The sequence below is a fragment of the Gelidibacter salicanalis genome, assembly GCF_016469035.1.
GTDB classification, from domain to species: Bacteria; Bacteroidota; Bacteroidia; order Flavobacteriales; family Flavobacteriaceae; genus Gelidibacter; species Gelidibacter salicanalis_A.
In genome coordinates, this window is sequence record NZ_JAEHJZ010000047.1 from 1 (window position 1) to 21798 (window position 21798).

The following is a 21798-nucleotide window of genomic DNA, read 5'->3' on the forward strand; positions in this document are numbered from 1 at the left end:
ATCTGGTTCGAGAACTTAAAAATGAAACCTTATTTTTGAAACCAATTTCACTTAGAGTGATTGGGCAAATTTAATTTAGAATAACCACTGTTTATCAGTCAGTTACAATCAAGTCTTTGTTCTTTTCCCGATAGTTATCGGGACTATAAGCGCAGCGATCTTAATTCTTTATCGGACAATAATCCAAAAAATAATTATAATGAATCCCTTTTAGGAATTGCAAAAAAAATGCTTACGAACTATGACCAATGTCATATAGCATTGTCCTTGTTTTACTGAATGAAATTATTATTTTTGTTAAAATATATAGTTGTGTAATCAAATGACAAAAAAAGCAACCAACAAAGGCATCTACATTGCCACTACAGAACCTAATATAGGTAAATCCATTATCTCACTCGGCTTGATGCAGTCCTTACTCGGAAAAGCTGCCAAAGTAGGCTATTTCAGGCCTATCATAGACAACTTTACCCCAGGAGAAATTGATAACCATATCAATACTGTCTCAACATATTTTAATTTGGACATCAAGTTTGAAGACGCTTATGCCTTTACAAGAAGTCAGGTGATCAAGAAAATAAATGAGAACAAAGACGATGAGGTTATCGGAAAGATTATTGAAAAATACAAAGCTCTTGAAGACCGATTTGATTTTGTCTTGGTAGAAGGGTCCAGTTTTATTGGCGAAGGCTCTATTATGGAGTTTGACATGAACGTTTTAATTGCTAAAAACTTGGGTGTCCCAGCCATGATTATTGGTGGTGGCGTAGGCAAGACTTTAGACGAATTGGTAGGTAACTTACAAATGGCTTTTGATTCTTTTAGAGATAAAGGTGTTGAAGTATTGGCTGTTATTGCCAATAAAATAGAACCTAAAAACTTAACGCTGGTTACTACAGAGTTGGAAAAATATTTGCCTAAAGAGGTTATTGTTAACGCAATTCCGTTAAATGACAGTCTGGCAAACCCGTCTATTAAAGAAATTGTGGATACCTTAGATGCAAAGGTCCTTTTTGGTGAAGAATTCATTAATAATCAAGCGGGTAATTTTAGTGTGGGGGCAATGCAACTACGCAATTACCTTATTCATCTAAAAGAAAACGCTTTAGTGATTACACCGGGCGATAGGGCTGATATTATTTTGGGTGCGCTGCAAGCAAACATCTCGCACAATTATCCATCTATATCTGGTATTGTATTGACTGGCGGATTAATGCCGGAAGAACCTATACTCAAACTCATTGAAGGACTTTCAGAGGTGGTGCCGATTATTTTGGTAGAAGGAGGAACGTTCTCAGTCACCAATCGTCTTGGCAATATCAAATCGCAGATTTACGCTGAAAACACTGAGAAAATAAGAACTTCCATCAAGGAGTTTGAAAAGTACGTTACCGTAGAGCCACTGATAGAGCGCCTCATTACATTTAAAACAAACGGGCTCACGCCTAGAATGTTTCAGTACAATTTATTTCAAAGAGCAAAAACAAACAAAAAACATATTGTTTTACCGGAAGGGGAGGACGAGCGTATTTTAAGAGCCACAAAAAGACTTGTTGACCTTGATGTCGTGACTATAACCCTGCTGGGCGATAGAAAACAGATAGACGAAAAAATCACCACACTCGATATTGGATTGGATTTACACAAGGTGAACATTATTAACCCGATTGAATCTGAATATTTTGAATCGTATGCAGAAACCTTATTTGAACTGCGTAAACATAAGAATGTCAATCTACCAATGGCTAAAGATTTAATGGAAGACGTCTCCTATTTTGGCACTATGATGGTATACAAAGGGGATGCAGACGGGATGGTTTCTGGCGCTGCGCACACCACGCAACACACCATTCTTCCCGCGCTTCAATTTATTAAAACAAAACCTGAAGCACCTATTGTATCTTCTGTATTTTTCATGTGTTTGGACGATCGTGTTTCAGTGTATGGCGATTGTGCCATTAATCCTAACCCAACCGCAATTCAGTTGGCTGACATTGCCATTTCTTCTGCAGCCACCAGTACGATCTTTGGAATCGATCCAAAAATTGCAATGCTTTCTTATTCTTCTGGTACTTCAGGGGTAGGAGCAGATGTAGAACGTGTGCGTGAAGCCACTAAAATTGTAAAGGATAAAAGGCCTGACCTAAAAGTTGAAGGCCCAATTCAATATGATGCCGCGGTAGACGCTAAGGTGGGTAAATTAAAACTCCCAGATTCTGAAGTCGCAGGTCAAGCCAATGTGTTTATTTTTCCCGATCTTAACACCGGAAACAACACTTATAAAGCAGTGCAACGTGAAACAAAAGCCTTAGCCATCGGCCCTATAATTCAAGGTTTGAATAAACCAGTTAACGATTTAAGCCGGGGTTGTACTGTTGACGATATTTATAATACGGTAATTGTTACTGCAATTCAGGCACAAGGCATTTAAAAATATAATATAATGAAAATATTAATAATCAATTCAGGAAGTTCTTCTATCAAATTTCAACTAATTGAGATGCCTTCCGAAACTTTAATATGTAGCGGACTAGTAGAGCGGATTGGCTATGATGATGCTATTATAAACTATAAAACCAAAGGCGATAGCCTTAATCAGACTCACAATATCAAGACACATAGGGAAGGACTGAATAAAATTGTAGAATTATTACTTGATGCTGAAAAAGGAGTTATTGCGAACACTAACGAAATCAATATAGTTGGCCATCGGGTTGTACACGGCGGAAATTCATTTTCAAATACCACATTAATCACTTCCGAAGTTAAAGAGAAAATTCAAGAATACGCTGCTTTGGCTCCTTTGCATAATCCTGGTAATCTTGAAGGCATCTTTGTTTCTGAAGAAATTTTTCCAATGGCCAAGCAAGTCGCTATTTTCGATACGGCTTTTCACCAAACCATTCCGGAAAAGGTTAAAAAATATGCCATTCCCAATGAGCTTTATGAAAACCACGGCATCCAGGTGTATGGTTTTCACGGCACGAGTCACCAATATGTGTCTAATAAGGCCATTGCATATCTGGGTTTAGAAACTTCTAAAATCATCACCATCCATTTGGGTAATGGATGTAGTATGACTGCCGTTAAAGACGGCAAAAGCATAGACACAAGCTTAGGGTTTACACCGTCCAATGGTTTGGTAATGGGCTCGCGAAGTGGCGATATTGATCATGCCATTATCTTCCATTTGGTAAATAATTTAAAATATACACTGAATGAAGTCAAAACACTACTCACCAATAAAAGTGGTATGTTGGGACTTACGGGGCATATGGACCTGAGAGACATTGTGGAAGAAGCTGAAAATGGTAATGCCGAATGCCAACTCGCTTTAGCAATAAGCACCTACCGCATTAAAAAATATATTGGTGCTTATATAGCAGCGATGAACGGAGTAGACGCCATTGTTTTTACCGCTGGAATTGGAGAAAACTCACCTACTATTCGAAAACTGTCGTGTGAAGATTTGGAAGTATTTGGGATTGATTTAGACGACGCTAAGAACAAATCAGGATCAAGAGACCTAAGAGAAATCAACACTGCCAAATCTAAAGTGAAATTATTGGTCATCCCGACCAATGAAGAACTAGAGATTGCAAAACAAGCGTATGAGTTGGTGAATTAATTTTTTCCACCGTACTGTATATAAAAGGGTAGTATCAGTAATGGTACTACTTTTTTTATTTAGCATTAATTCATAACTAAGCTATCATCATTATAAATTGATATCTTTAATCAACACATAACCTTTTAAAAGGAAATGGCCAATGAATCTTGAAGCACATTATTCTAAACTTTATAAAACATCCATTGATAAGATTGCTTCAGAGAGGTATGAGATTGATCATATGATCCATTCTGATCAAGACAATAGGTTTGGATTGTCGCTGGTTATAAGACCCTCATACGCGGTCAAAAATGAGATACAGAAATTCCTCAACAAACTTAAAAGCGTTGCACCAGATCAGTATTACTATCCCGATTCAGACCTCCATATTACGGTGATCTCCATAATTTCTTGTTACGACGGATTTGATATGGCAATGATTAATGTGCCCGCCTATAGTAATCTAATAAAACAAAGTCTTCAGAAGACGCCAGAGATAAGTATAAGTTGTAGAGGCATTACGGCATCACCATCCTGCATCATGGTTCAAGGATTTCTCAATGATGCAAGTTTGAACAATTTACGAGACAACCTTAGAGCGGCCTTTAAAAACTCAGATCTGCAACAAAGTATGGATGAAAGATATGTTATACACACAGCCCACGCTACCGTATTTCGGTTTAGCCAACCTTTACAAGAAACAAAGAAGTTCCTGAAAATGGTAGAAAAGTATAGCGATTACAATTTTGGAACATTTAAAGTAAACGCACTTGAACTGGTACATAACGATTGGTACCACCGGGAGAAATTGTCAACAAAATTGCATGAATTTGACTTGGACAGCAGTGCTACAAATTCAAAACAGGGGTAACGTTAAAGTGATTTCATGAGATATTATAAAATATAATTCAAAGACACTGAGCGAGACTGGGGCACTTAACTAATTAGTAATTAAGTCATTTCTGCCAGTATTTTTTCAGGACCAAAAAACATATCATTTAATCCTTATTTTTTTTACTTTTTATTTATAATGTTTTAATAGAAATTGTATATTTGCCGACCGTAAGACAAATGAAATATATTTTTATTGTCGTACCATTTCAGAACATTAGTTCTTGAATGGGCTCGTAGCTCAGTTGGATAGAGCACCTCCCTTCTAAGGAGGCGGTCATAGGTTCGAATCCTATCGGGCTCACTTAACTCAAAACTTCCATCAGCCAACAGGCTGGTGGATTTTTTTGTTTAAGATTCCTGTTGCAATTTGTCATTCCTACCTAAGGAGGAATTGCATAACGATAAGCCTCGGTAAGACTTCGGGTATGTGATGTCTCATTGAATTCGACATGACAAACTGTTTCATTGATCCTTCCGTCGATTTTGTAAGTTCTATTTTCATTCCTGTTGCAATCTGTCATTCCTACCTAAGGAGGAATCGCATAACAATAAGCCTCGGTAAGACTTCGGGTATGTGATGTCTCATTGAATTCGACATGACAAACTGTTTCATTGATCCTTCCGTCGATTTTGTAAGTTCTATTTTCATTCCTGTTGCAATTTGTCATCCCGACCTAAGGGGAAATCGCATAACGATAAGCCTCGGTAAGACTGCGGGTATGTGATGTCTCATTGAATTCGACATGACAAACTGTTTCATTGATCCTTCCGTCGATTTTGTAAGTTCTATTTTCATTCCTGTTGCAATTTGTCATTCCTACCTAAGGAGGAATCGCATAACAATAAGCCTCGTTAAGACTGCGGGTATGTGATGTCTCATTGAATTCGACATGACAAACTGTTTTATTGATCCTCCCGGGATCAAGATCAACTATGCCCTGTTATTCCTGTTGCAATTTGTCATTCCGACCTAAGGAAGGAATCGCATAACGATAAGCCTCGTTAAGACTTCGGGTATGCGATGTCTCATTGAATTCGACATGACAAACTGTTTCATTGATCCTTCCGTCGATTTTGTAAGTTCTATTTTCATTCCTGTTGCAATCTGTCATTCCTACCTAAGGAGGAATCGCATAACAATAAGCCTCGGTACGACTGCGGGTATGCGATGTCTCATTGAATTCGACATGACAAACTGTTTCATTGATCCTCCCGGGATCAAGACCAACTATGCCTCTGTCATTCCTGTTGCAATTTGTCATTCCGACCTAAGGAGGAATCGCATAACGATAAGCCTCGTTAAGACTTCGGGTATGTGATGTCTCATTGAATTCGACATGACAAACTGTTTCATTGATCCTTCCGTCGATTTTGTAAGTTCTATTTTCATTCCTGTTGCAATCTGTCATTCCGACCTAAGGAGGAATCGCATAACGATAAGCCTCGGTACGACTGCGGGTATGTGATGTCTCATTGAATTCGACATGACAAACTGTTTTATTGATCCTTCCGTCGATTTTGTAAGTTCTATTTTCATTCCTGTTGCAATCTGTCATTCCTACCTAAGGAGGAATCGCATAACGATAAGCCTCGGTAAGACTTCGGGTATGTGATGTCTCATTGAATTCGACATGACAAACTGTTTCATTGATCCTTCCGGGATCAAGACCAACTATGCCTCTGTCATACCTGTTGCAATTTGTCATTCCGACCTAAGGAGGAATCGCATAACAATAAGCCTCGTTAAGACTTCGGGTATGTGATGTCTCATTGAATTCGACATGACAAACTGTTTCATTGATCCTTCCGGGATCAAGATCAACTATGCCCTGTCATACCTGTGGCAATTTGTCATTCCGACCTAAGGGGGAATCGCATAACAATAGGCCTTGGTCAGACTTCGGGTATGTGATGTCTCATTGAATTCGACATGACAAACTGTTTCATTGATCCTTCCGTCGATTTTGTAAGTTCTATTTTCATTCCTGTTGCAATTTGTCATTCCGACCTAAGGAGGAATCGCATAACAATAAGCCTCGGTAAGACTGCGGGTATGTGATGTCTCATTGAATTCGACATGACAAACTGTTTATTGATACTTCCGTCATGATTTTGGAAGAATTCCACGTTCCTGACACCTTAACCGCTTGGTTTTCAAGAATTTTTTGTTTTTAAAGAGATTATTATATACAAATTAATCTTCACAACAAATTATCATAAAATATCATCTCTATATTTCATTTGATGAGTAGTTATTGACACTCAACTCTTATGACTCTTAACATGAGTTGTATACGGAGTTTCGGAAATTTAAATTCTTTTAACACTGGCAATTGTAAAAAGAATCTCTAATTTTGCAAATTAATATTTTTAGAAAAGGTTGCCTATTTACGTAGGCATTAAAAGGGAATCTGGTGAGAATCCAGAACTGTCCCGCAGCTGTAAGCTTTTTGTTGAAGCCCAATTATGGTCACTTTCTTTTGAGATGGGAAGGCCGGGTGGATGAAGCAAGTCAGAACACCTGCCATTTCTTATAATTCTTTAAGGCTCTCGGGGATTGGAGCTTGGATTAGTGAAACAAACACGGCTTATACATAGCTGTTTGTCTTCCTTGTTCTTCCTCGTGTGCATAAAATGATCATGAGGAACTGTTTAAATTTCATTTGTATTCTATTTTTCGGCCTGGCGTGCTGCCCTCCTGTTCTTTTTGCCCAAGAGCGGGATACTTTGGTGCCTATTGAATTAAAGGAAGTACTCTTAAGTCACGACAAAAATCGGCACGAAGCACACCATTCGCCAGCTCCGGTACAATCGGTCTCAGGAGAAAAACTCAAAAAACTCAACAGTTTATCAGTTGCCGATGCCCTAAGATATTTTAGTGGCATTCAACTCAAGGATTATGGCGGTATTGGCGGCATAAAAACGGTTAATGTCCGAAGTATGGGCTCGCAACATACCGGCGTTTTTTATGATGGCATTCAGTTAGGAAATACCCAAAACGGCCAAGTGGATCTGGGCAAATTCTCTCTAGAAAATATGGAACAAGTTAGCCTCTATCAAGGCCAACGCACAGATATGGATCAATCTGCAAAATCATATGCTTCAGCCAATACTATTTATCTCAAAACCAAAACACCTAAATTCACCAAAGGTCAAAAGTATCAGTTAGCAGCCGGGTTCCGCACAGGATCTTTCGGACTGGTCAATCCTTCATTGAGCCTCAACTATAAACTTAGCGAATCGGTTTCTACCCGTTTGAGCACAGAGCTGGTGAACGCACATGGCAAGTATAAATTTCAATATTCCAATGGCGTTTATGACACCATTGCCCACAGAAACAATGCTGACATCACCTCCTATCGTCTGGAAGCTTCGCTACATGGCCAACATCAAAAAGACACTTGGAATCTGAAGTATTACCATTATGATTCTGAAAGAGGACTGCCAGGGGCGATAGTGGCCAATCGGTTTAAGCGTCCGCAACGCTTGTGGGACAGAACAAATTTTTTGCAGGCCGATTATAAACATCAATTTGGACGCAATTATGCGCTTACCATTCGGGGTAAATACGCTGACAATTATTCCAGGTATTTAGATCCTGAAATTGTAACGACAACCGGATTTCTTGACAATACCTACGAACAGCAGGAATATTACCTCTCTTTGGTTAATACCTACAACATCAAGCCGTTCTGGACCTTGAGTGTTGCGACGGATTTTCAGCACAATGTGATGCAGGCCAATTTGTACCGCTTTGCCTATCCAAAAAGAAGTTCTCTACTAAATGCCTTAGCGACGAATTTGAATTTTGAAAAATTTAATCTTCAGGCGAGCCTATTAAGTACCAGCGTCTTTGAATCTGTAAAATATTACGAGGCAGCCGATGATTTCCAGGAGTATTCGCCGTCTCTCCTTATTAATTTTCAACCGTTTGTTTCCCCTGGCTTCAGGGTGCGCGCATTTTATAAGACCATTTTTAGGATGCCCACCTTCAACGATCTGTATTACACTTTTGTGGGCAATACGTTTTTGGATCCCGAATATTCTGAACAGATTAATTTAGGATTTTCCTGGCAGAAAAACCTTGGAACTACGGTTTTCAACATCAGCAGCGACCTCTATAAAATTTGGATTACCGATAAAATAGTGGCAGTTCCGGGTACGAATCTGTTTAGATGGACCATGTTCAATCTGGGGGAAGTAGAAACAAAGGGGATAGAAACGAAACTTACCAACTCCGGAAAGCTCGAGTCTAACATTAATTACACCGCTGTCCTCAACTATACGTTCCAGGAATCTGTAGATGTCACCCCCGGAGGCAGTAGCTATGGACAGCAAATCCCTTATACACCCAAGCATAGTGGCGGTTTAAGCGTGATGGTCGATTATAAAGAATTCGGTTTCAACTATAGTTTTATTTATACAGGAGAACGCTATAGCCAAAAAGCCAACATTGCCTCCAACTATCTACAACCGTGGTACACGCATGATCTGTCAATTCATTACGCCATCCCAATGCTATTGAAAAACCCATTAAAAATTGGACTGGAAGTAAACAATCTACTAGACCAGCAATATGCCGTGATAAAAAATTTCCCAATGCCCGGAAGGTCCTTTCGGTTAAGTCTTAATTATGAATTTTAATCTAAAAAAATGATGAAAAAACTGTGTTTATTAGTGATGATTTTCTTCACTGCGTATGCTTGCCAAACCGATGATCCGGTGGCAGATGATGGTATTCAAAATCCTGGAGAAGGTGGCATTGATCAACCCTCCGGTGCTGTTGATGGCTTCTATTTATTGAACGAAGGCAACATGTCCATGAATAAAGCATCGCTTGATTATATGGATTATGAGACAGGAACCTACAAGAGAAATGTATTTAGCCAAGCCAATCCAAACTTGGTAGGAGGACTAGGAGATGTCGGAAATGCAATGGGCATCTATGGCTCAAAATTATATGTCGTGGTGAATGCCTCCAACAAAATAGAAGTGCTTAATGCCAATACCGGCGTCCGCATCAAACAAATAGACTTAGCAAATGGTAGGTACGTCACCTTTTATAATGGAAAAGTGTATGTGAGTAGTTATTTAGGCACCATTGGAGATCCCAACGCGCCTAAAGGCATTGTGGCGGAAATTGACACCACGAGTTTGAACATAACGCGGCGGGTAGAAGTAGGGAGACAGCCTGAAGAACTAGTGGCTTACAATGACAAAATTTACGTGGCCAACTCTGGAGGTTACAGTCCGCCAGATTATGAATCTACCATTTCCGTGATTGACATTCCTAGCTTTACTGAAAGCAAACGTATAGAGGTGGCGGTAAACCTTCACCGCTTAAAAATAGATAGCGACGGGGATTTATATGTGACTTCTAGGGGCGATTATTATGAGATTCCGTCAAAGCTATTTGTGATCGACACCAAAACTGAAAAAGTCAAACAAAGTTTCGATGTCGGGGTGACCGATCTTACGATACATAATGATATTGCATATATGTACAGTACAGAGTTCAGTTATATTTCAGGCGATTATGATATTTCTTACCGAATGCTGGATACTCAAACAGAAACCTTTTTGGAAACCACGTTTATTTCTGACGCACACAAAGCGCTTATTGAAATGCCTTATGGTATAGCGGTTCATCCTGAAACAGGAGATGTGTTGATTACCGACGCCAAAGATTACGTGACGCCAGGAACACTTTATTGCTTTACTCCTGAAGGAGTATTGAAATGGTCGGTTGAAACAGGCGATATTCCCGCACATATGGCTTTTAAATTCAAATAATCTAAACTATAAATAATGAAAACAAATTACAACAAACTACTGGTGGCTTTTTTTGGAATAGCTTTTTTAATGACGTCCTGTTCTAACGATGACGATAATGGAATTTTAGCACCTGAAGTGGCTATGGCCATCCAAGAGCAAGTGCTTCAATATTACGTTGGGGACACTTCAACCTTCTCCGCAAGCAATCAAAATAATTCAGTGTATACGGAAACCTGGTCTTTGGGCGATAGTATTGTATCCAATACGGACACCTATACTTTTGAACCGAAAAACTCAGGAACTTATAGCCTTTCTTATGCTGCCGCTAATGCAGCAGGGACGTTTAACTATGAATATACGATAAAGGTTACTCCGAAATTAAGACCAATAACAGCCGCTAGTAAGGCTTTCGTAACTGATCTTTTAGACTATACACCAGCCCCAGGTCAGTTTATCAATAAAAAGCCAGGAAATCTAGAAAGTGCTGAAGGCATTATTGGAGGCCGTGGCTTAGTTAGTTTAGGAGGCTGGGGAGGTTCTGTAACGTATGCTTTTGATCATACGGTGCTTAATCATGAAGATAAAAATGACCTAATTGTCTATGGCAACGCCATGCCTACATTCTCTGAGCCAGGTGTTATTTATGTCATGCAAGATGATAATGCGAACGGATTGCCAGATGATATCTGGTACGAAATTAAAGGAAGCGGGCATGCTTTAGAAGGTATAGACCGCGCTTACAACATCACCTACTTTAGACCTGCAACGGCTGAAGACGACGTGCCATGGGAAGATAGCAAAGGGAACACTGGTGTTATCGCAAAAAATGCATTTCATAAACAAGCTTATTATCCAGAATGGATTACAGAAGACTCTTATACAATTGCTGGCACTTTGTTGTCCGATAGCAATATTGATATGAGTAATCCTTCTTACATCACCAGTAAATCATTTGAATACGGTTATGCAGACAATACTAGCGGTGGCGATCAAATAGATTTAGCTGATGCCATAGATGAAGAGGGTAACACCGTTAACTTAAGTGGGGTTGACTTTATCAAAATTCAGACAGGAGTGCAGGCCAATATGGGCTGGTTGGGCGAATTGTCTACTGAAGTAACTGGTATTGCTGATTTAAATATGATTGACTAATAATTACATAACTAAAAAAAAACAACATGAGACTTAATTTTACTTTTTTTAAACAACTATTCCTTCTCGCCTTTGCAGTGACCATAGTAGGCTGTAGTAATGATGATGCTATTCTTATCAATCCACCATCGGTAGAGGGTTCCCAACAACTGCAAGATACCATCACCATGGGGGAGAGCTTTTTACTGAGCCCAAAATTCAGTAATGCTGAAAATTCAATTTTTGAATGGATTGTAGATGGAGAAATAGTTGGCAACGATTCTACCTATGTTTTCATACCTCAAACCCGCGGAACGCATCAAGTGAGCGTACAGGCAAAAAATGAAGGAGGAGAAGCATCTCTGACTTACGACATCCACACTTGGGGGGCTTTTGAGAACGGTTTTTATTTGATTAACGAAGGCTGGTTCGGTCACGGCACCGGTACGGTTGGGTTTTATCGCTATGATACCCAAAAGATGGAAGACAGTGTGTTTGTAAAGACAAACCCCACTAAAGATTTATATCCGTTAAATTCAACCTTACAATTTGGAACAGTCTATAATGAAAAATTATATTTAGTGAGCAAGGCAGGAGGGCCAGTTGTGGTTTCAGATGCCTATTCATTAGTAGAAGAACAACGGATTCCATCCAATTCCGGAAACAATTGGCGCGCATTTGTAGGCGTTTCAGAGACGCAAGGTTTGTTGAGTTCCAGTAATGGCATTCACAAGGTCAATCTTGAAACCCTCGTAGTTGAAGGTGCTATACCTGGAATTTCAGGACAGATAGGAGATATGGTAAAAGTAGGAGAATATATTTTTGTATTATCTCAGCGGGAAGGTGTTATTATTTTAAATGCTGCCACCTATGAAGTTGAGAAACGTATTCCTGAAATGACTTTAGGTTTTGCAAAAACTGAAGACAACAATATTTGGGTAGCAGGTGGTACGACATTGGTTAAAATTAATCCTAGTACTTTAGAAACTGAAGCGATTGAACTCGGATTTAAAGCAAACAGTAGCTGGGGAGCTTGGCATCCTGGTTCTATAACCGCCAGTGCCAACACTGTTTTTATTGCTAAAAACGGATCTTTCGGAGGTGGAAATGAAATTTATAGCTATACAAATGACATCGCTTCATTGCAAAATCCATTTATCAAACTTCCGGAGGCAGAGGTGCTTTACGGTGCTGGACTTGCATTTAATCCTGATTCAGGCCAATTGGTTGTGCGGACAGTTCGCGATGGGTGGGGAGAAAACTTCAGTTATAACAAACTTCATTTTTACAATACGGCTTCTGGCGCTCTAGAAAACACCATAGGCTATGAGGGGTATTACTTTCCAGCATCTCCCGTGTTTCATTAATATCTAATATTAATCTAGGAGATCCTTTCTCCATATTTAATTATAAAGGCTCCAATGTAAACATTGGAGCCTTCTTTGTCTGCGTAATCCTTGCTTACCTTGCTTAGTTAAATACTATAATTGCTCCTAATATTTAGGATTATATAGGATACTATTCTCTAATAGCAAAAGTGTTTTATGTTTTATAGCGACTCACCAACAATACTTGGCAACACTGAAATAAAAGCGTCATGTACAACTTGTGGATCAGAAATATGACCTTTTTTCTGTTGGCTGGCTGCCAATAGATAGCCCTGTCTTGCTGCTTCTAAACGTTGGTTTGGAGTACCATGGTGACCTGGACTCGTAAAACCACAATCGCCAATATTATAAAATGACAACAGCACATCTTCAACTCTCTTCCAATTATAGGTACCACCACGTTTATGAGTTAAATAATAACCTGTAAGAAAATCCGCTTCTAACTCTGTCATACGCGTAGATTCTGGAGTTCCAATAAATGCTGGTACTGGGTAGTTCCATTTGCCATAATTTTGAAATTGTATTTGGTGTCCCCATTCATGTGCCAGTATACCGGACCAAACTACTTTTGGATCTAAACCAGTTTCTGACAACATAGATACAATGCCATCACCTATAACTATGAAACCACTAAAAGTTGCAAATCCATCTGCAGCGTAGAAAGGATTTTCTGGGATTTGGTCACTGGTTGTATTAAAGTGTTCTGCAATACTTATAAAATAATCAATCACCTCAGGCGAAGCATTAGAGTAATTTTCGTACACATAACGTATAAACGCTAAATCCTCTAAGGTGGAAGTATGTTGTCCTCTAACACTGATCAGATCAGGCATGTCCCAAAATTTTTCCAGACTTCTAACTCTATTCTGTACGTAATGGGTATACTCTCCATTAGCACCAAAGGTATCAGCATTTTTGTTTTCATTTAAGGCAGCAATTTGATTGATAACAAAATAATCTTCCAATATCACTCCAATGGCATCAGGATTACCATCCCAACTAGATATAAATCCATTAATAAGGGCATTATTGTAATATGAGGAAACTTCTCTAAATGGAGTATTGCCACACTCGCTCGGTTCAACTGCTTTAATAATTTTGTAGGAGAATTCATGTGCTTTAATTCCAGAAATATCCCATTGTATATTACCAGCAATGTTTTCCGGTAAAGCTGTTCTAGAATTCACTGTCATTTGGTCATTCATATCAACTGAAGCAGGATCTGCATTAGAAACCGCTTCATCTTTACTACAGGACGCTAAGGTGAGTCCTAATGTCAAAGCCACTAGAACATGTTTTGTAGTCATTTTTTTCATAATTATGATTTTATTTTAAATTAGTATCGTCAATTTAATAAAAATTAGACATTAATTTTAAGAATAATTCCATGAAATTAGGTTTATAATGAATATTTAACTTTTCTGGCTCTGCTTTTCCATATTTAGTCTTTATTTTTGAGGTACTTCCTTAACTCTTTTTTTTGAATTTATAGCAATGTTTTGTCCTATGGGAGCAAGACTTAATTATAAATAGGTTAAGGCCATTATCATCAATAGCAGCTGTAGACAAAAAATGCCCACTTCAAAAACCCTTGGGATTCTGAAAGTAGGCATTGACACCACTAAAGTTTGTAACTGTATCGAGTTGACTTTGTTTGCTTATCTAGCTTTACTCCGGTTTATCCATTGAAGCATCACGAGCCAACGGCACATCATCCGGTAATTCACCAATAAACTTGTCAAGGCTAAACAGAGATTCATTGGTTGCTTGATCTCCACCAGCAATTTTAAGTTTATCCAATAACTCCATTACTAATTTTTCCTCTTCTATTTGTTCTTTAACAAACCATTGTGCAAAATTGTAGGTTGCCCAATCACGTTGCTCATGCGCTAAATTTACAATTTCATAAATGGCAGTTGTATTATCAACCTCATGTTGAAAAGTCTTTTCAAAACAATCTTTTAAACTGGAAGGATTTGCTGGTGGTGCTTTAATAGCCGTAATCTTAACCGTGCCGCCACGCTCCAAGATATACTGCATCACTTTCATCATATGGTCGCGCTCTTCTGCCACGTGTCTAAAAAAGAAATTGGCAATTCCTCCGTACCCTTGGGCATCTGCCCAACAACCGTAACTCAGGAAAACCTGCGCTGCTTCAGCTTCTTTGGTAACTTGAGCATTTAAGATGTTTTGTATCTCTTTTGATAATCTGTTAGTATCCATAAATTCTAAATTTTATTGAACACTAAAATTACGTGTATAAATGCAAACTGTTTATCTCATTTACTAAAATAAAGTGTGAGAACGGTTATTTAGATGAAAAAACTCATTTCCAATAGCGCTATTATTTTATTGGATTGCACTATTGTTCTGTCTTTTTGTTTAGTAATTTTATCATTAAATTAAACAGAATAATTTATTAATTTAAAATATAGATCATTATGAGCAACGACAATTTATATAACGAAGACGCCAAAAAGAAAATTAAAGACATGGTTGAGGACATAGACTTTACCATGATGGCGACCAATTTAAAACAAGCCCCACTGCATATGGTCCCCATGAGCACGAAAAAAGTGGATGATCAGGGTAATATTTGGTTTTTAAGCAATAAAAACAGCACACACAATCAAAATATTATGAATGACGCGAACCTCCATCTCATTTATGCGAATAAAAGTGATATGCAGTTTTTAAATGTTTATGGGATGGCAACAATTACCACAGATCGATCAATGATTGATGAGTTGTACGGTAGTGGAGATGATGCCTGGTTTGAAGGTAAGGATGATCCAAACATTACGGCAATTTCTGTAAAACCTACAGAGGCCTTTTATTGGGATCCTAAAAACAACAAGTTGATTACTTTGATTAAAATGGGCGTTGGCGCTATCACCGGAAATCAACCTGACACAATGGATATTGGAAAATTGAAACCATAATCAAAACATATAAAAACACATCAACTCTTACATCATTCGGGTTGTTGTATTATTTTTATTGGTATAAAGGATTAGTACATCTTATTTGAAACTCATTAAATTCACCCAAAAAGGCATTTATTGCATCCCAGGAAAATTTTATTTAGATCCGTGGTTGCCGGTAGACTATGCCATAATCTCTCATGGTCATGCCGATCATGCACGGAGGGGCATGAAGCACTATTTGTGTCAAACAGATTCCAAAGCTATATTAAAGCATCGGTTGGGAGCTGATATTCAGGTTGAATCTTTAAATTATAATGAACCTAAACTAATCAATGGGGTGCAGGTGAGTTTTTTTCCTGCCGGCCATGTCATAGGATCCGCACAGATCAGATTGGAATATAAAGGTTTTGTAGTTGTTTTTACGGGCGATTATAAAGTTAAGAATGACTATTTGACTGTTCCGTTTGAGCCGATAAAATGTCATGAATTTATCACCGAAAGCACCTTTGGACTTCCCATTTACAATTGGTTAAGTGAAGCACAATTGCAGCAACAAATGCACGATTGGGTGCAAAAAAATCAAGCTCATAATAGAACGAGTGTGTTTTTGGGCTATTCTTTAGGTAAAGCGCAACGCATCATGAAACTTATGGAAGGGGTGGATAAAATGTACGTGCATTCCGCCATCCACAATTTAAATATCGCTATTCAAGGCTCAGGGATTTCACTGCCAGAAACAGAGTTATTAAGTTATGACTTTAAGAAAGAAGACGTTCAGAACAAAATCGTAATCCTTCCTCCGGGATTGTTGGGTTCAAAACTTATTAAGAAAATTCCAAATGCGGCAACGGCTATTTGTTCCGGATGGATGCAAATTCGCGGGAATAGAAGATGGCAAGCTGTAGATGCAGGATTTGCCGTAAGTGACCATGCCGATTGGAACGGACTTCTATCGGCAGTCAAAGCCACCGAAGCTGAAAAAGTATATGTGACTCACGGAAGTCAAGCGACGTTCTCTAAATATTTAAATGAAATAGGCATCCCCTCTGCGGAAGTGAAAACAGAATATGGAACAGAGGAAGAGGAGAAAGACGTTGTGTCAGAAAAAATAATCAGCCCATGAAACATTTTTCTGATCTTATTAGTGCTATTGAAATCACCAATAAAACGAACTCAAAAATAGATGCTTTAGTGGATTATCTGAAGATTGCTCCTGAAAAGGATAAACTTTGGCTAATTACGTTATTTACTGGTAAAAGACCACCACGACCTGTTAAAACTACGCTTATGCGCCAATGGTGCTTGGAGATTACAGGACTTCCTGAATGGTTATTTTTAGAAAGTTATAGTAATGTGGGCGATTTGGGTGAAACAATTGCATTAATGTTGCCAGACCCAGTCTATCATATCGATAAATCATTGAGTGATTGGATGACCGAACTGATTGCTTTAAAACCTAAATCAGATGCTGATAAGAAACAATATGTACTTCAGGCATGGTCAGGTTTACATATGCAGGAACGCTTAATTTTCAACAAACTTATTGGGGGTAGTTTCAGGATTGGAGTTTCCAAGAAAACGCTTGTAAACGCACTTGCCAAATATTCAGGAATTGATGCCAATCGACTTATGCATAGTATTATTGGTAATTGGGATATAAATAATATCAGTTTTGAAGATTTGCTGAATGGTGAACATATTAATTATGATAATTCTAAGCCGTATCCGTTTTGTTTGGCATATGCCTTAGAGAAAGAATTACCAAAATTGGGACAGCCGGAAGAATGGCAAGTAGAATATAAATGGGATGGTATTAGAGGCCAAATTGTAAAACGTAACGGCGAGATTTTCATTTGGTCTAGAGGTGAAGAATTAGTAACCAGTCAGTTCCCTGAACTCGTTGCCATTATGGAAAGCTTTAAGGAAGATTTTGTCATTGATGGTGAAATATTGGCGCTTAAGGATAATGCAGTGCTGCTTTTTAATGATTTACAAAAACGCCTTAACCGAAAAAATGTCAGCAAAAAAATGCTGGAAGACATTCCCGTCGGGTTTTATGTCTATGACCTTTTGGAATGGAATGGCAAAGATATTCGGACTAAACCTTTAAGCTACCGTCGTCAATTGTTGGAGCAGCTTTTGGATAGAGGCAAAGCACATGACACCCTTGTAATTTCAGAAATTATAGAGTTTCAAGATTGGAATGACCTTGACGGCATTCGCAATAAGGCTAGAGAATTCAATAGCGAAGGCTTGATGTTGAAGCAGAAAAACTCGCCTTACCATACCGGACGTAAAAAAGGGGATTGGTGGAAATGGAAAGTTGATCCGCTAACCATAGACGCCGTCATGATTTACGCCCAAAAGGGGAGTGGCAGGCGCAGTAGCAAATACACTGATTATACCTTTGCAGTAAAAAAGGACGACGGTTTGGTCACAGTAGCGAAAGCCTATTCTGGATTGACCGATAAAGAAATTACTGAAATTTCACGATTCGTTAATAAAAATGCCATTGAGAAATTTGGCCCAGTGCGTACCGTAAAACCCGAACTAGTTTTCGAAATTGCCTTTGAAGGGATTGCGTTAAGCAATCGTCATAAATCTGGTGTCGCTTTAAGATTTCCTCGGATATTGAGATGGCGTCGCGACAAATCTGTTGATGACATTGATACCATTGAACAAGTCAAACTTCTAATCACAAATCCAAATTGAAAAACGTTCAGGACTCAAAAGGCTACCAAATTATTGCGGATTGGATGCATGAAAAAGGGCAGAAGCCATTCGATTTTCAATTGCAAACTTGGAACCACTATTACAATGGGTATAGCGCCATGGTGGTTGCGCCAACTGGTTTCGGGAAAACGTTTTCCGTTTTTTTAGCTGTTGTTATTGACTATCTTAATCAACCAGAAGCATACAAAAAGGGCATGAAATTGCTTTGGATAAGTCCGTTGCGATCTTTAGCGAAAGATTTAGCAAAAGCGATGGCGATTGCTGTGGAAGAAATTGGTTTAGATTGGGAAGTAGAAGTGAGAAATGGCGATACACCACAAAAGGACCGCCGTCGACAAGAACGGCTTATGCCAGATGTCTTGTTAACCACTCCAGAAACACTTCACATTTTATTTTCCCAAAAAAATAACTCCCGATTTTTCAAAACCCTAAATTGTGTTGCGGTAGATGAGTGGCACGAGTTATTAGGTTCTAAACGTGGCGTACTTACAGAGTTAGCGGTTTCTAGATTACTGACCTTATCACCAAAATTGCAGATGTATGGGATTACGGCTACCATAGGTAATTTAGACGAAGCTCAAGCCGTGTTGATACCGTATAAACATATCAAAACCAAACGCATTGTAGCCAAGGAGAAAAAGAAAATTGAAATTGTTTCCGTGTTGCCAGATGAGATTGAAGTCTTGCCGTGGGCAGGACATATGGGGGTTAAAATGGCTACCAAAATAATTCCCATTATTTACGCCAATAATACCACGCTTATTTTTACCAATACCCGGAACCAATCGGAGATTTGGTACCAACAAATTTTAAAAATTGAACCGGATCTGGCGGGTCAAATTGCCATTCACCATGGCTCCATAGACGCTGAACTTCGTAATTGGATTGAAGACGCCATTTCTGACGGTCTTTTAAGAGCCGTTGTGTGTACGTCATCTTTAGATTTGGGCGTGGATTTTAAACCTGTGGATTGCGTTATTCAAATTGGGTCCCCAAAAGGGATTGCCAGATTTATGCAACGGGCCGGACGTAGTGGGCACTCGCCTTACGAAACGTCTAAGATTTATTTTGTGCCAACACATTCTTTAGAACTCATTGAAGCTGCTGCTTTAAAACAAGCGGTAAAAGATAAGCGTATAGAAGCCAGAGAACCAATGGTACTGACCTTTGATGTGCTCATACAATATATGGTATCATTAGCGGTGGGCGAAGGTTTTAATGAGAACGAATTATTTACCGCAATTCGGAAAGTGCACGCGTTTCATTATATGACTGAAGAGGACTGGCATTGGGCGCTGCATTTTATCACCGAAGGTGGCAATACTTTAAAATCTTATGAAGAATATCATAAAGTCATCATTGATGATGATGGCTTGTACAAAGTAAAAAGCCGACGGATAGCCATGTTGCACCGTATGAATATTGGTGCCATCGTCAGCGATGCCATGTTAAAAGTAAAGTATTTTTCTGGCGGTTATATTGGGATGGTGGAAGAGTATTTTATCTCAAAATTAAAACCCAATGATCATTTTATTTTAGCCGGAAGGGTTTTAGAAATTGTCACGATTAAAGATATGACGGTTTTAGTAAAACGTAGCAAGCGGAAATCGGCAGTTACACCCAGTTGGCTTGGCGGTCGGTTGCCATTGTCATCTTATTTGAGCCATTATTTACGCGAAAAGCTGTCAGAATCCTTACATCCCAGAACCACTGAGAAAGAGCTTAAATTTTTATACCCGCTCATTTCCCAACAGGAAAAGCATTCCCATATTCCTAAAAAAGATGAATTTTTAATCGAATTAATTGAGACTAAAGATGGACATCATGTGTTTATGTATCCATTTGAAGGGCGTTTGGTTCATGAAGTTATGGCTGCTTTAATCGCATATCGTTTGAGTTTAATTAAACCGCTGACCTTCACTATTGCCATGAACGATTATGGATTTGAATTGTTGAGCGATCAATCCATTCCTATTGATGAACACACTATCAAATCAATTCTATCAAAAGAAAATTTAATGGAAGATGTGATTGGTAGTATCAATGCGTCTGAAATGGCATCTCGAAAATTTCGGGACATCGCGGTTATTTCTGGCTTGGTTGTACAAAGTCAGCCAGGAAATCGTAAAAACAATAAAAGTTTACAATCATCTTCTGGACTTATTTTTAGAGTGTTGGAAGATCATGAACCTCAAAATTTATTATTACGGCAAGCCTATACCGAAGTATTTAATCAACAGTTGGAGGAAGTCCGTTTAAAAGAAGCTTTTGAACGCATTTCTAAAAGCAAACTTATTCTTAAATTTGCAAAATCATTCACACCTTTAAGTTTCCCTATAAAAGTGGATAGTTTACGCCAATCGCTCACCAGTGAAGATCTGGATGCACGTATCAGGCGTATTCGGGACGAGGTGATGAGGCAAACCCAACTATGACACTAATTACCAAAGAGATTACTGTTCAAAATAAAATTTTAACACTTACCAATCAGCGCGCACTGTATTGGAAAGCGGAAACCACTTTAATAGTGTCAGACCTACATATTGGTAAAACAGCACATTTTAGAAAGGCAGGGATTGCCATTCCGTCCGCAGTGCTGGATACGGACTTGAACCGTTTGCAACAGTTGATTGATCAGTTTAAAGTCAACACTATTTTGGTGGTGGGTGATCTATTTCATGCGGAAAATAATACTGATCTTGATCAATTTCAAACCTTCATACAACATAATAATGCCATAACTTTTGAACTCATTAAAGGCAATCACGACCGATTAAAAGATAGTTTTTACGACGCCATGGGTATTGTCGTTTATAAAACCCATAAAGATATTGAAGGACTAAAGTTTGTACATGATGAACAACATTGTGATGCTGCTACGTTTTGTGTGTCCGGACACACACATCCGGGTGTCACCATCAAAGGCCGAGGAAAGGTGTTTATAAAACTTCCTTGTTTTGAAGTCTCTGAACAACGTCTAATTCTTCCTGCGTTCAGCGAATTTACGGGATTGAATACCAAACGTACTGTGGAAGCAGCCGTTTGTTATGGTTTTACGGCAAAATCACTATTTGAGCTATAAATTCTATGTAATGCGCACATAACGAGTTAAAATTTAAACTACATTTAATCCTTAAAATTTACAAAGATGAAAAATATACTCAGAGCGCTTCTTGCAGGTTGGGGAGCAAAAAAAGTTGGTGGTGGCAAATGCGGATGTATTGGTACCGTGGTAGTGTTTATTATTATATATGTTCTACTCGGACCAGTCTTTAATTTATTTTAAGGCTAAGTATCTTAAAAAACATTTCGACAACTCTTTATATAATCAGCTGAATTG

The 21798-nt window shown here is 38.6% G+C and carries 15 protein-coding genes, 1 tRNA gene and 1 riboswitch; of the genes, 14 read left to right on the forward strand and 2 right to left on the reverse strand.

Annotated elements, in window-relative coordinates; genetic code table 11:
- Nucleotides 1–322: 322 nt before the first annotated feature.
- From pta to JEM65_RS17420, 8 genes are all read left to right on the forward strand, one after another.
- Entirely contained in the window at nucleotides 323–2431 is a 2109-nt protein-coding gene (gene pta, locus JEM65_RS17385) for a phosphate acetyltransferase (RefSeq protein WP_199602399.1), read from the forward strand.
- Nucleotides 2432–2443: 12 nt separating this feature from the next.
- Nucleotides 2444–3628 (forward strand): acetate/propionate family kinase, encoded by a 1185-nt coding sequence (locus tag JEM65_RS17390; RefSeq protein ID WP_233530715.1) that lies wholly within the window; start codon nucleotides 2444–2446, stop codon nucleotides 3626–3628.
- Between the two features lie 142 nt (nucleotides 3629–3770).
- Nucleotides 3771–4481 (forward strand): 2'-5' RNA ligase family protein, encoded by a 711-nt coding sequence (locus JEM65_RS17395; protein ID WP_199602401.1) that lies wholly within the window; start codon nucleotides 3771–3773, stop codon nucleotides 4479–4481.
- A gap of 250 nt (nucleotides 4482–4731) precedes the next feature.
- Nucleotides 4732–4805 (forward strand) — tRNA-Arg (locus JEM65_RS17400).
- A 2059-nt stretch (nucleotides 4806–6864) separates the two neighbouring features.
- A riboswitch (cobalamin riboswitch) is annotated at nucleotides 6865–7047 on the forward strand.
- 97 nt (nucleotides 7048–7144) lie between these two features.
- Nucleotides 7145–9148 carry a TonB-dependent receptor plug domain-containing protein gene (locus JEM65_RS17405; protein ID WP_199602411.1) on the forward strand — a complete coding sequence of 668 codons (2004 nt, stop codon included), beginning with the start codon at nucleotides 7145–7147 and terminating at the stop codon, nucleotides 9146–9148.
- A gap of 9 nt (nucleotides 9149–9157) precedes the next feature.
- Nucleotides 9158–10297 carry a YncE family protein gene (locus tag JEM65_RS17410; RefSeq protein ID WP_233530716.1) on the forward strand — a complete coding sequence of 380 codons (1140 nt, stop codon included), beginning with the start codon at nucleotides 9158–9160 and terminating at the stop codon, nucleotides 10295–10297.
- A 15-nt stretch (nucleotides 10298–10312) separates the two neighbouring features.
- Complete coding sequence (locus JEM65_RS17415; protein ID WP_199602413.1) at nucleotides 10313–11431, forward strand: PKD domain-containing protein; 1119 nt, start codon at nucleotides 10313–10315, stop codon at nucleotides 11429–11431.
- A gap of 26 nt (nucleotides 11432–11457) precedes the next feature.
- Nucleotides 11458–12777, forward strand: a complete 1320-nt coding sequence (locus tag JEM65_RS17420; protein WP_199602420.1) for a DUF5074 domain-containing protein — start codon at nucleotides 11458–11460, stop codon at nucleotides 12775–12777.
- A gap of 182 nt (nucleotides 12778–12959) precedes the next feature.
- Here JEM65_RS17420 and JEM65_RS17425 read toward each other — a convergent pair whose 3' ends face one another.
- Together JEM65_RS17425 and JEM65_RS17430 are read right to left on the reverse strand one after the other, a co-directional pair.
- A complete protein-coding gene (locus tag JEM65_RS17425) occupies nucleotides 12960–14114 on the reverse strand; it encodes a hypothetical protein (RefSeq protein WP_199602422.1) in 1155 nt (384 codons plus the stop codon).
- Nucleotides 14115–14466: 352 nt separating this feature from the next.
- On the reverse strand, nucleotides 14467–15021 hold the full coding sequence (locus JEM65_RS17430; RefSeq protein ID WP_199602424.1) for a ferritin: 555 nt from the start codon (nucleotides 15019–15021) through the stop codon (nucleotides 14467–14469).
- A 218-nt stretch (nucleotides 15022–15239) separates the two neighbouring features.
- Between JEM65_RS17430 and JEM65_RS17435 the strand changes: the two genes are divergently transcribed.
- From JEM65_RS17435 to JEM65_RS17460, 6 genes are all read left to right on the forward strand, one after another.
- Nucleotides 15240–15740 carry a pyridoxamine 5'-phosphate oxidase family protein gene (locus tag JEM65_RS17435; protein WP_199602426.1) on the forward strand — a complete coding sequence of 167 codons (501 nt, stop codon included), beginning with the start codon at nucleotides 15240–15242 and terminating at the stop codon, nucleotides 15738–15740.
- An 85-nt stretch (nucleotides 15741–15825) separates the two neighbouring features.
- The gene (locus tag JEM65_RS17440) at nucleotides 15826–16848 is read left to right on the forward strand and encodes a ligase-associated DNA damage response exonuclease (RefSeq protein WP_199602428.1); all 1023 of its coding nucleotides are present in this window, start codon (nucleotides 15826–15828) and stop codon (nucleotides 16846–16848) included.
- Nucleotides 16845–18437, forward strand: coding sequence for an ATP-dependent DNA ligase (locus tag JEM65_RS17445; RefSeq protein WP_199602430.1), 1593 nt, complete (start codon nucleotides 16845–16847; stop codon nucleotides 18435–18437). The genes JEM65_RS17440 and JEM65_RS17445 overlap by 4 nt, the downstream gene beginning before the upstream one ends.
- Nucleotides 18434–20893 carry a ligase-associated DNA damage response DEXH box helicase gene (locus tag JEM65_RS17450; RefSeq protein WP_262895262.1) on the forward strand — a complete coding sequence of 820 codons (2460 nt, stop codon included), beginning with the start codon at nucleotides 18434–18436 and terminating at the stop codon, nucleotides 20891–20893. The genes JEM65_RS17445 and JEM65_RS17450 overlap by 4 nt, the downstream gene beginning before the upstream one ends.
- Nucleotides 20890–21540, forward strand: a complete 651-nt coding sequence (gene pdeM, locus JEM65_RS17455; RefSeq protein WP_199602432.1) for a ligase-associated DNA damage response endonuclease PdeM — start codon at nucleotides 20890–20892, stop codon at nucleotides 21538–21540. Before JEM65_RS17450 ends, pdeM begins: the two co-directional genes overlap by 4 nt.
- 66 nt (nucleotides 21541–21606) lie before the next feature.
- Nucleotides 21607–21744 (forward strand): hypothetical protein, encoded by a 138-nt coding sequence (locus JEM65_RS17460; protein WP_199602434.1) that lies wholly within the window; start codon nucleotides 21607–21609, stop codon nucleotides 21742–21744.
- Nucleotides 21745–21798: the final 54 nt, after the last annotated feature.

What these genes read in the sequence shown, in the direction of transcription:
- JEM65_RS17410 (WP_233530716.1), top strand. Translation starts at nt 9,158, where the DNA reads ATGATGAAAAAACTGTGTTTATTAGTGATGATTTTCTTCACTGCGTAT.
- pta (WP_199602399.1), top strand. Translation starts at nt 323, where the DNA reads ATGACAAAAAAAGCAACCAACAAAGGCATCTACATTGCCACTACAGAA.
- JEM65_RS17415 (WP_199602413.1), top strand. Translation starts at nt 10,313, where the DNA reads ATGAAAACAAATTACAACAAACTACTGGTGGCTTTTTTTGGAATAGCT.
- JEM65_RS17395 (WP_199602401.1), top strand. Translation starts at nt 3,771, where the DNA reads ATGAATCTTGAAGCACATTATTCTAAACTTTATAAAACATCCATTGAT.
- JEM65_RS17430 (WP_199602424.1), bottom strand. Translation starts at nt 15,021, where the DNA reads ATGGATACTAACAGATTATCAAAAGAGATACAAAACATCTTAAATGCT.
- JEM65_RS17405 (WP_199602411.1), top strand. Translation starts at nt 7,145, where the DNA reads ATGAGGAACTGTTTAAATTTCATTTGTATTCTATTTTTCGGCCTGGCG.
- pdeM (WP_199602432.1), top strand. Translation starts at nt 20,890, where the DNA reads ATGACACTAATTACCAAAGAGATTACTGTTCAAAATAAAATTTTAACA.
- JEM65_RS17460 (WP_199602434.1), top strand. Translation starts at nt 21,607, where the DNA reads ATGAAAAATATACTCAGAGCGCTTCTTGCAGGTTGGGGAGCAAAAAAA.
- JEM65_RS17425 (WP_199602422.1), bottom strand. Translation starts at nt 14,114, where the DNA reads ATGAAAAAAATGACTACAAAACATGTTCTAGTGGCTTTGACATTAGGA.
- JEM65_RS17435 (WP_199602426.1), top strand. Translation starts at nt 15,240, where the DNA reads ATGAGCAACGACAATTTATATAACGAAGACGCCAAAAAGAAAATTAAA.
- JEM65_RS17445 (WP_199602430.1), top strand. Translation starts at nt 16,845, where the DNA reads ATGAAACATTTTTCTGATCTTATTAGTGCTATTGAAATCACCAATAAA.
- JEM65_RS17420 (WP_199602420.1), top strand. Translation starts at nt 11,458, where the DNA reads ATGAGACTTAATTTTACTTTTTTTAAACAACTATTCCTTCTCGCCTTT.
- JEM65_RS17390 (WP_233530715.1), top strand. Translation starts at nt 2,444, where the DNA reads ATGAAAATATTAATAATCAATTCAGGAAGTTCTTCTATCAAATTTCAA.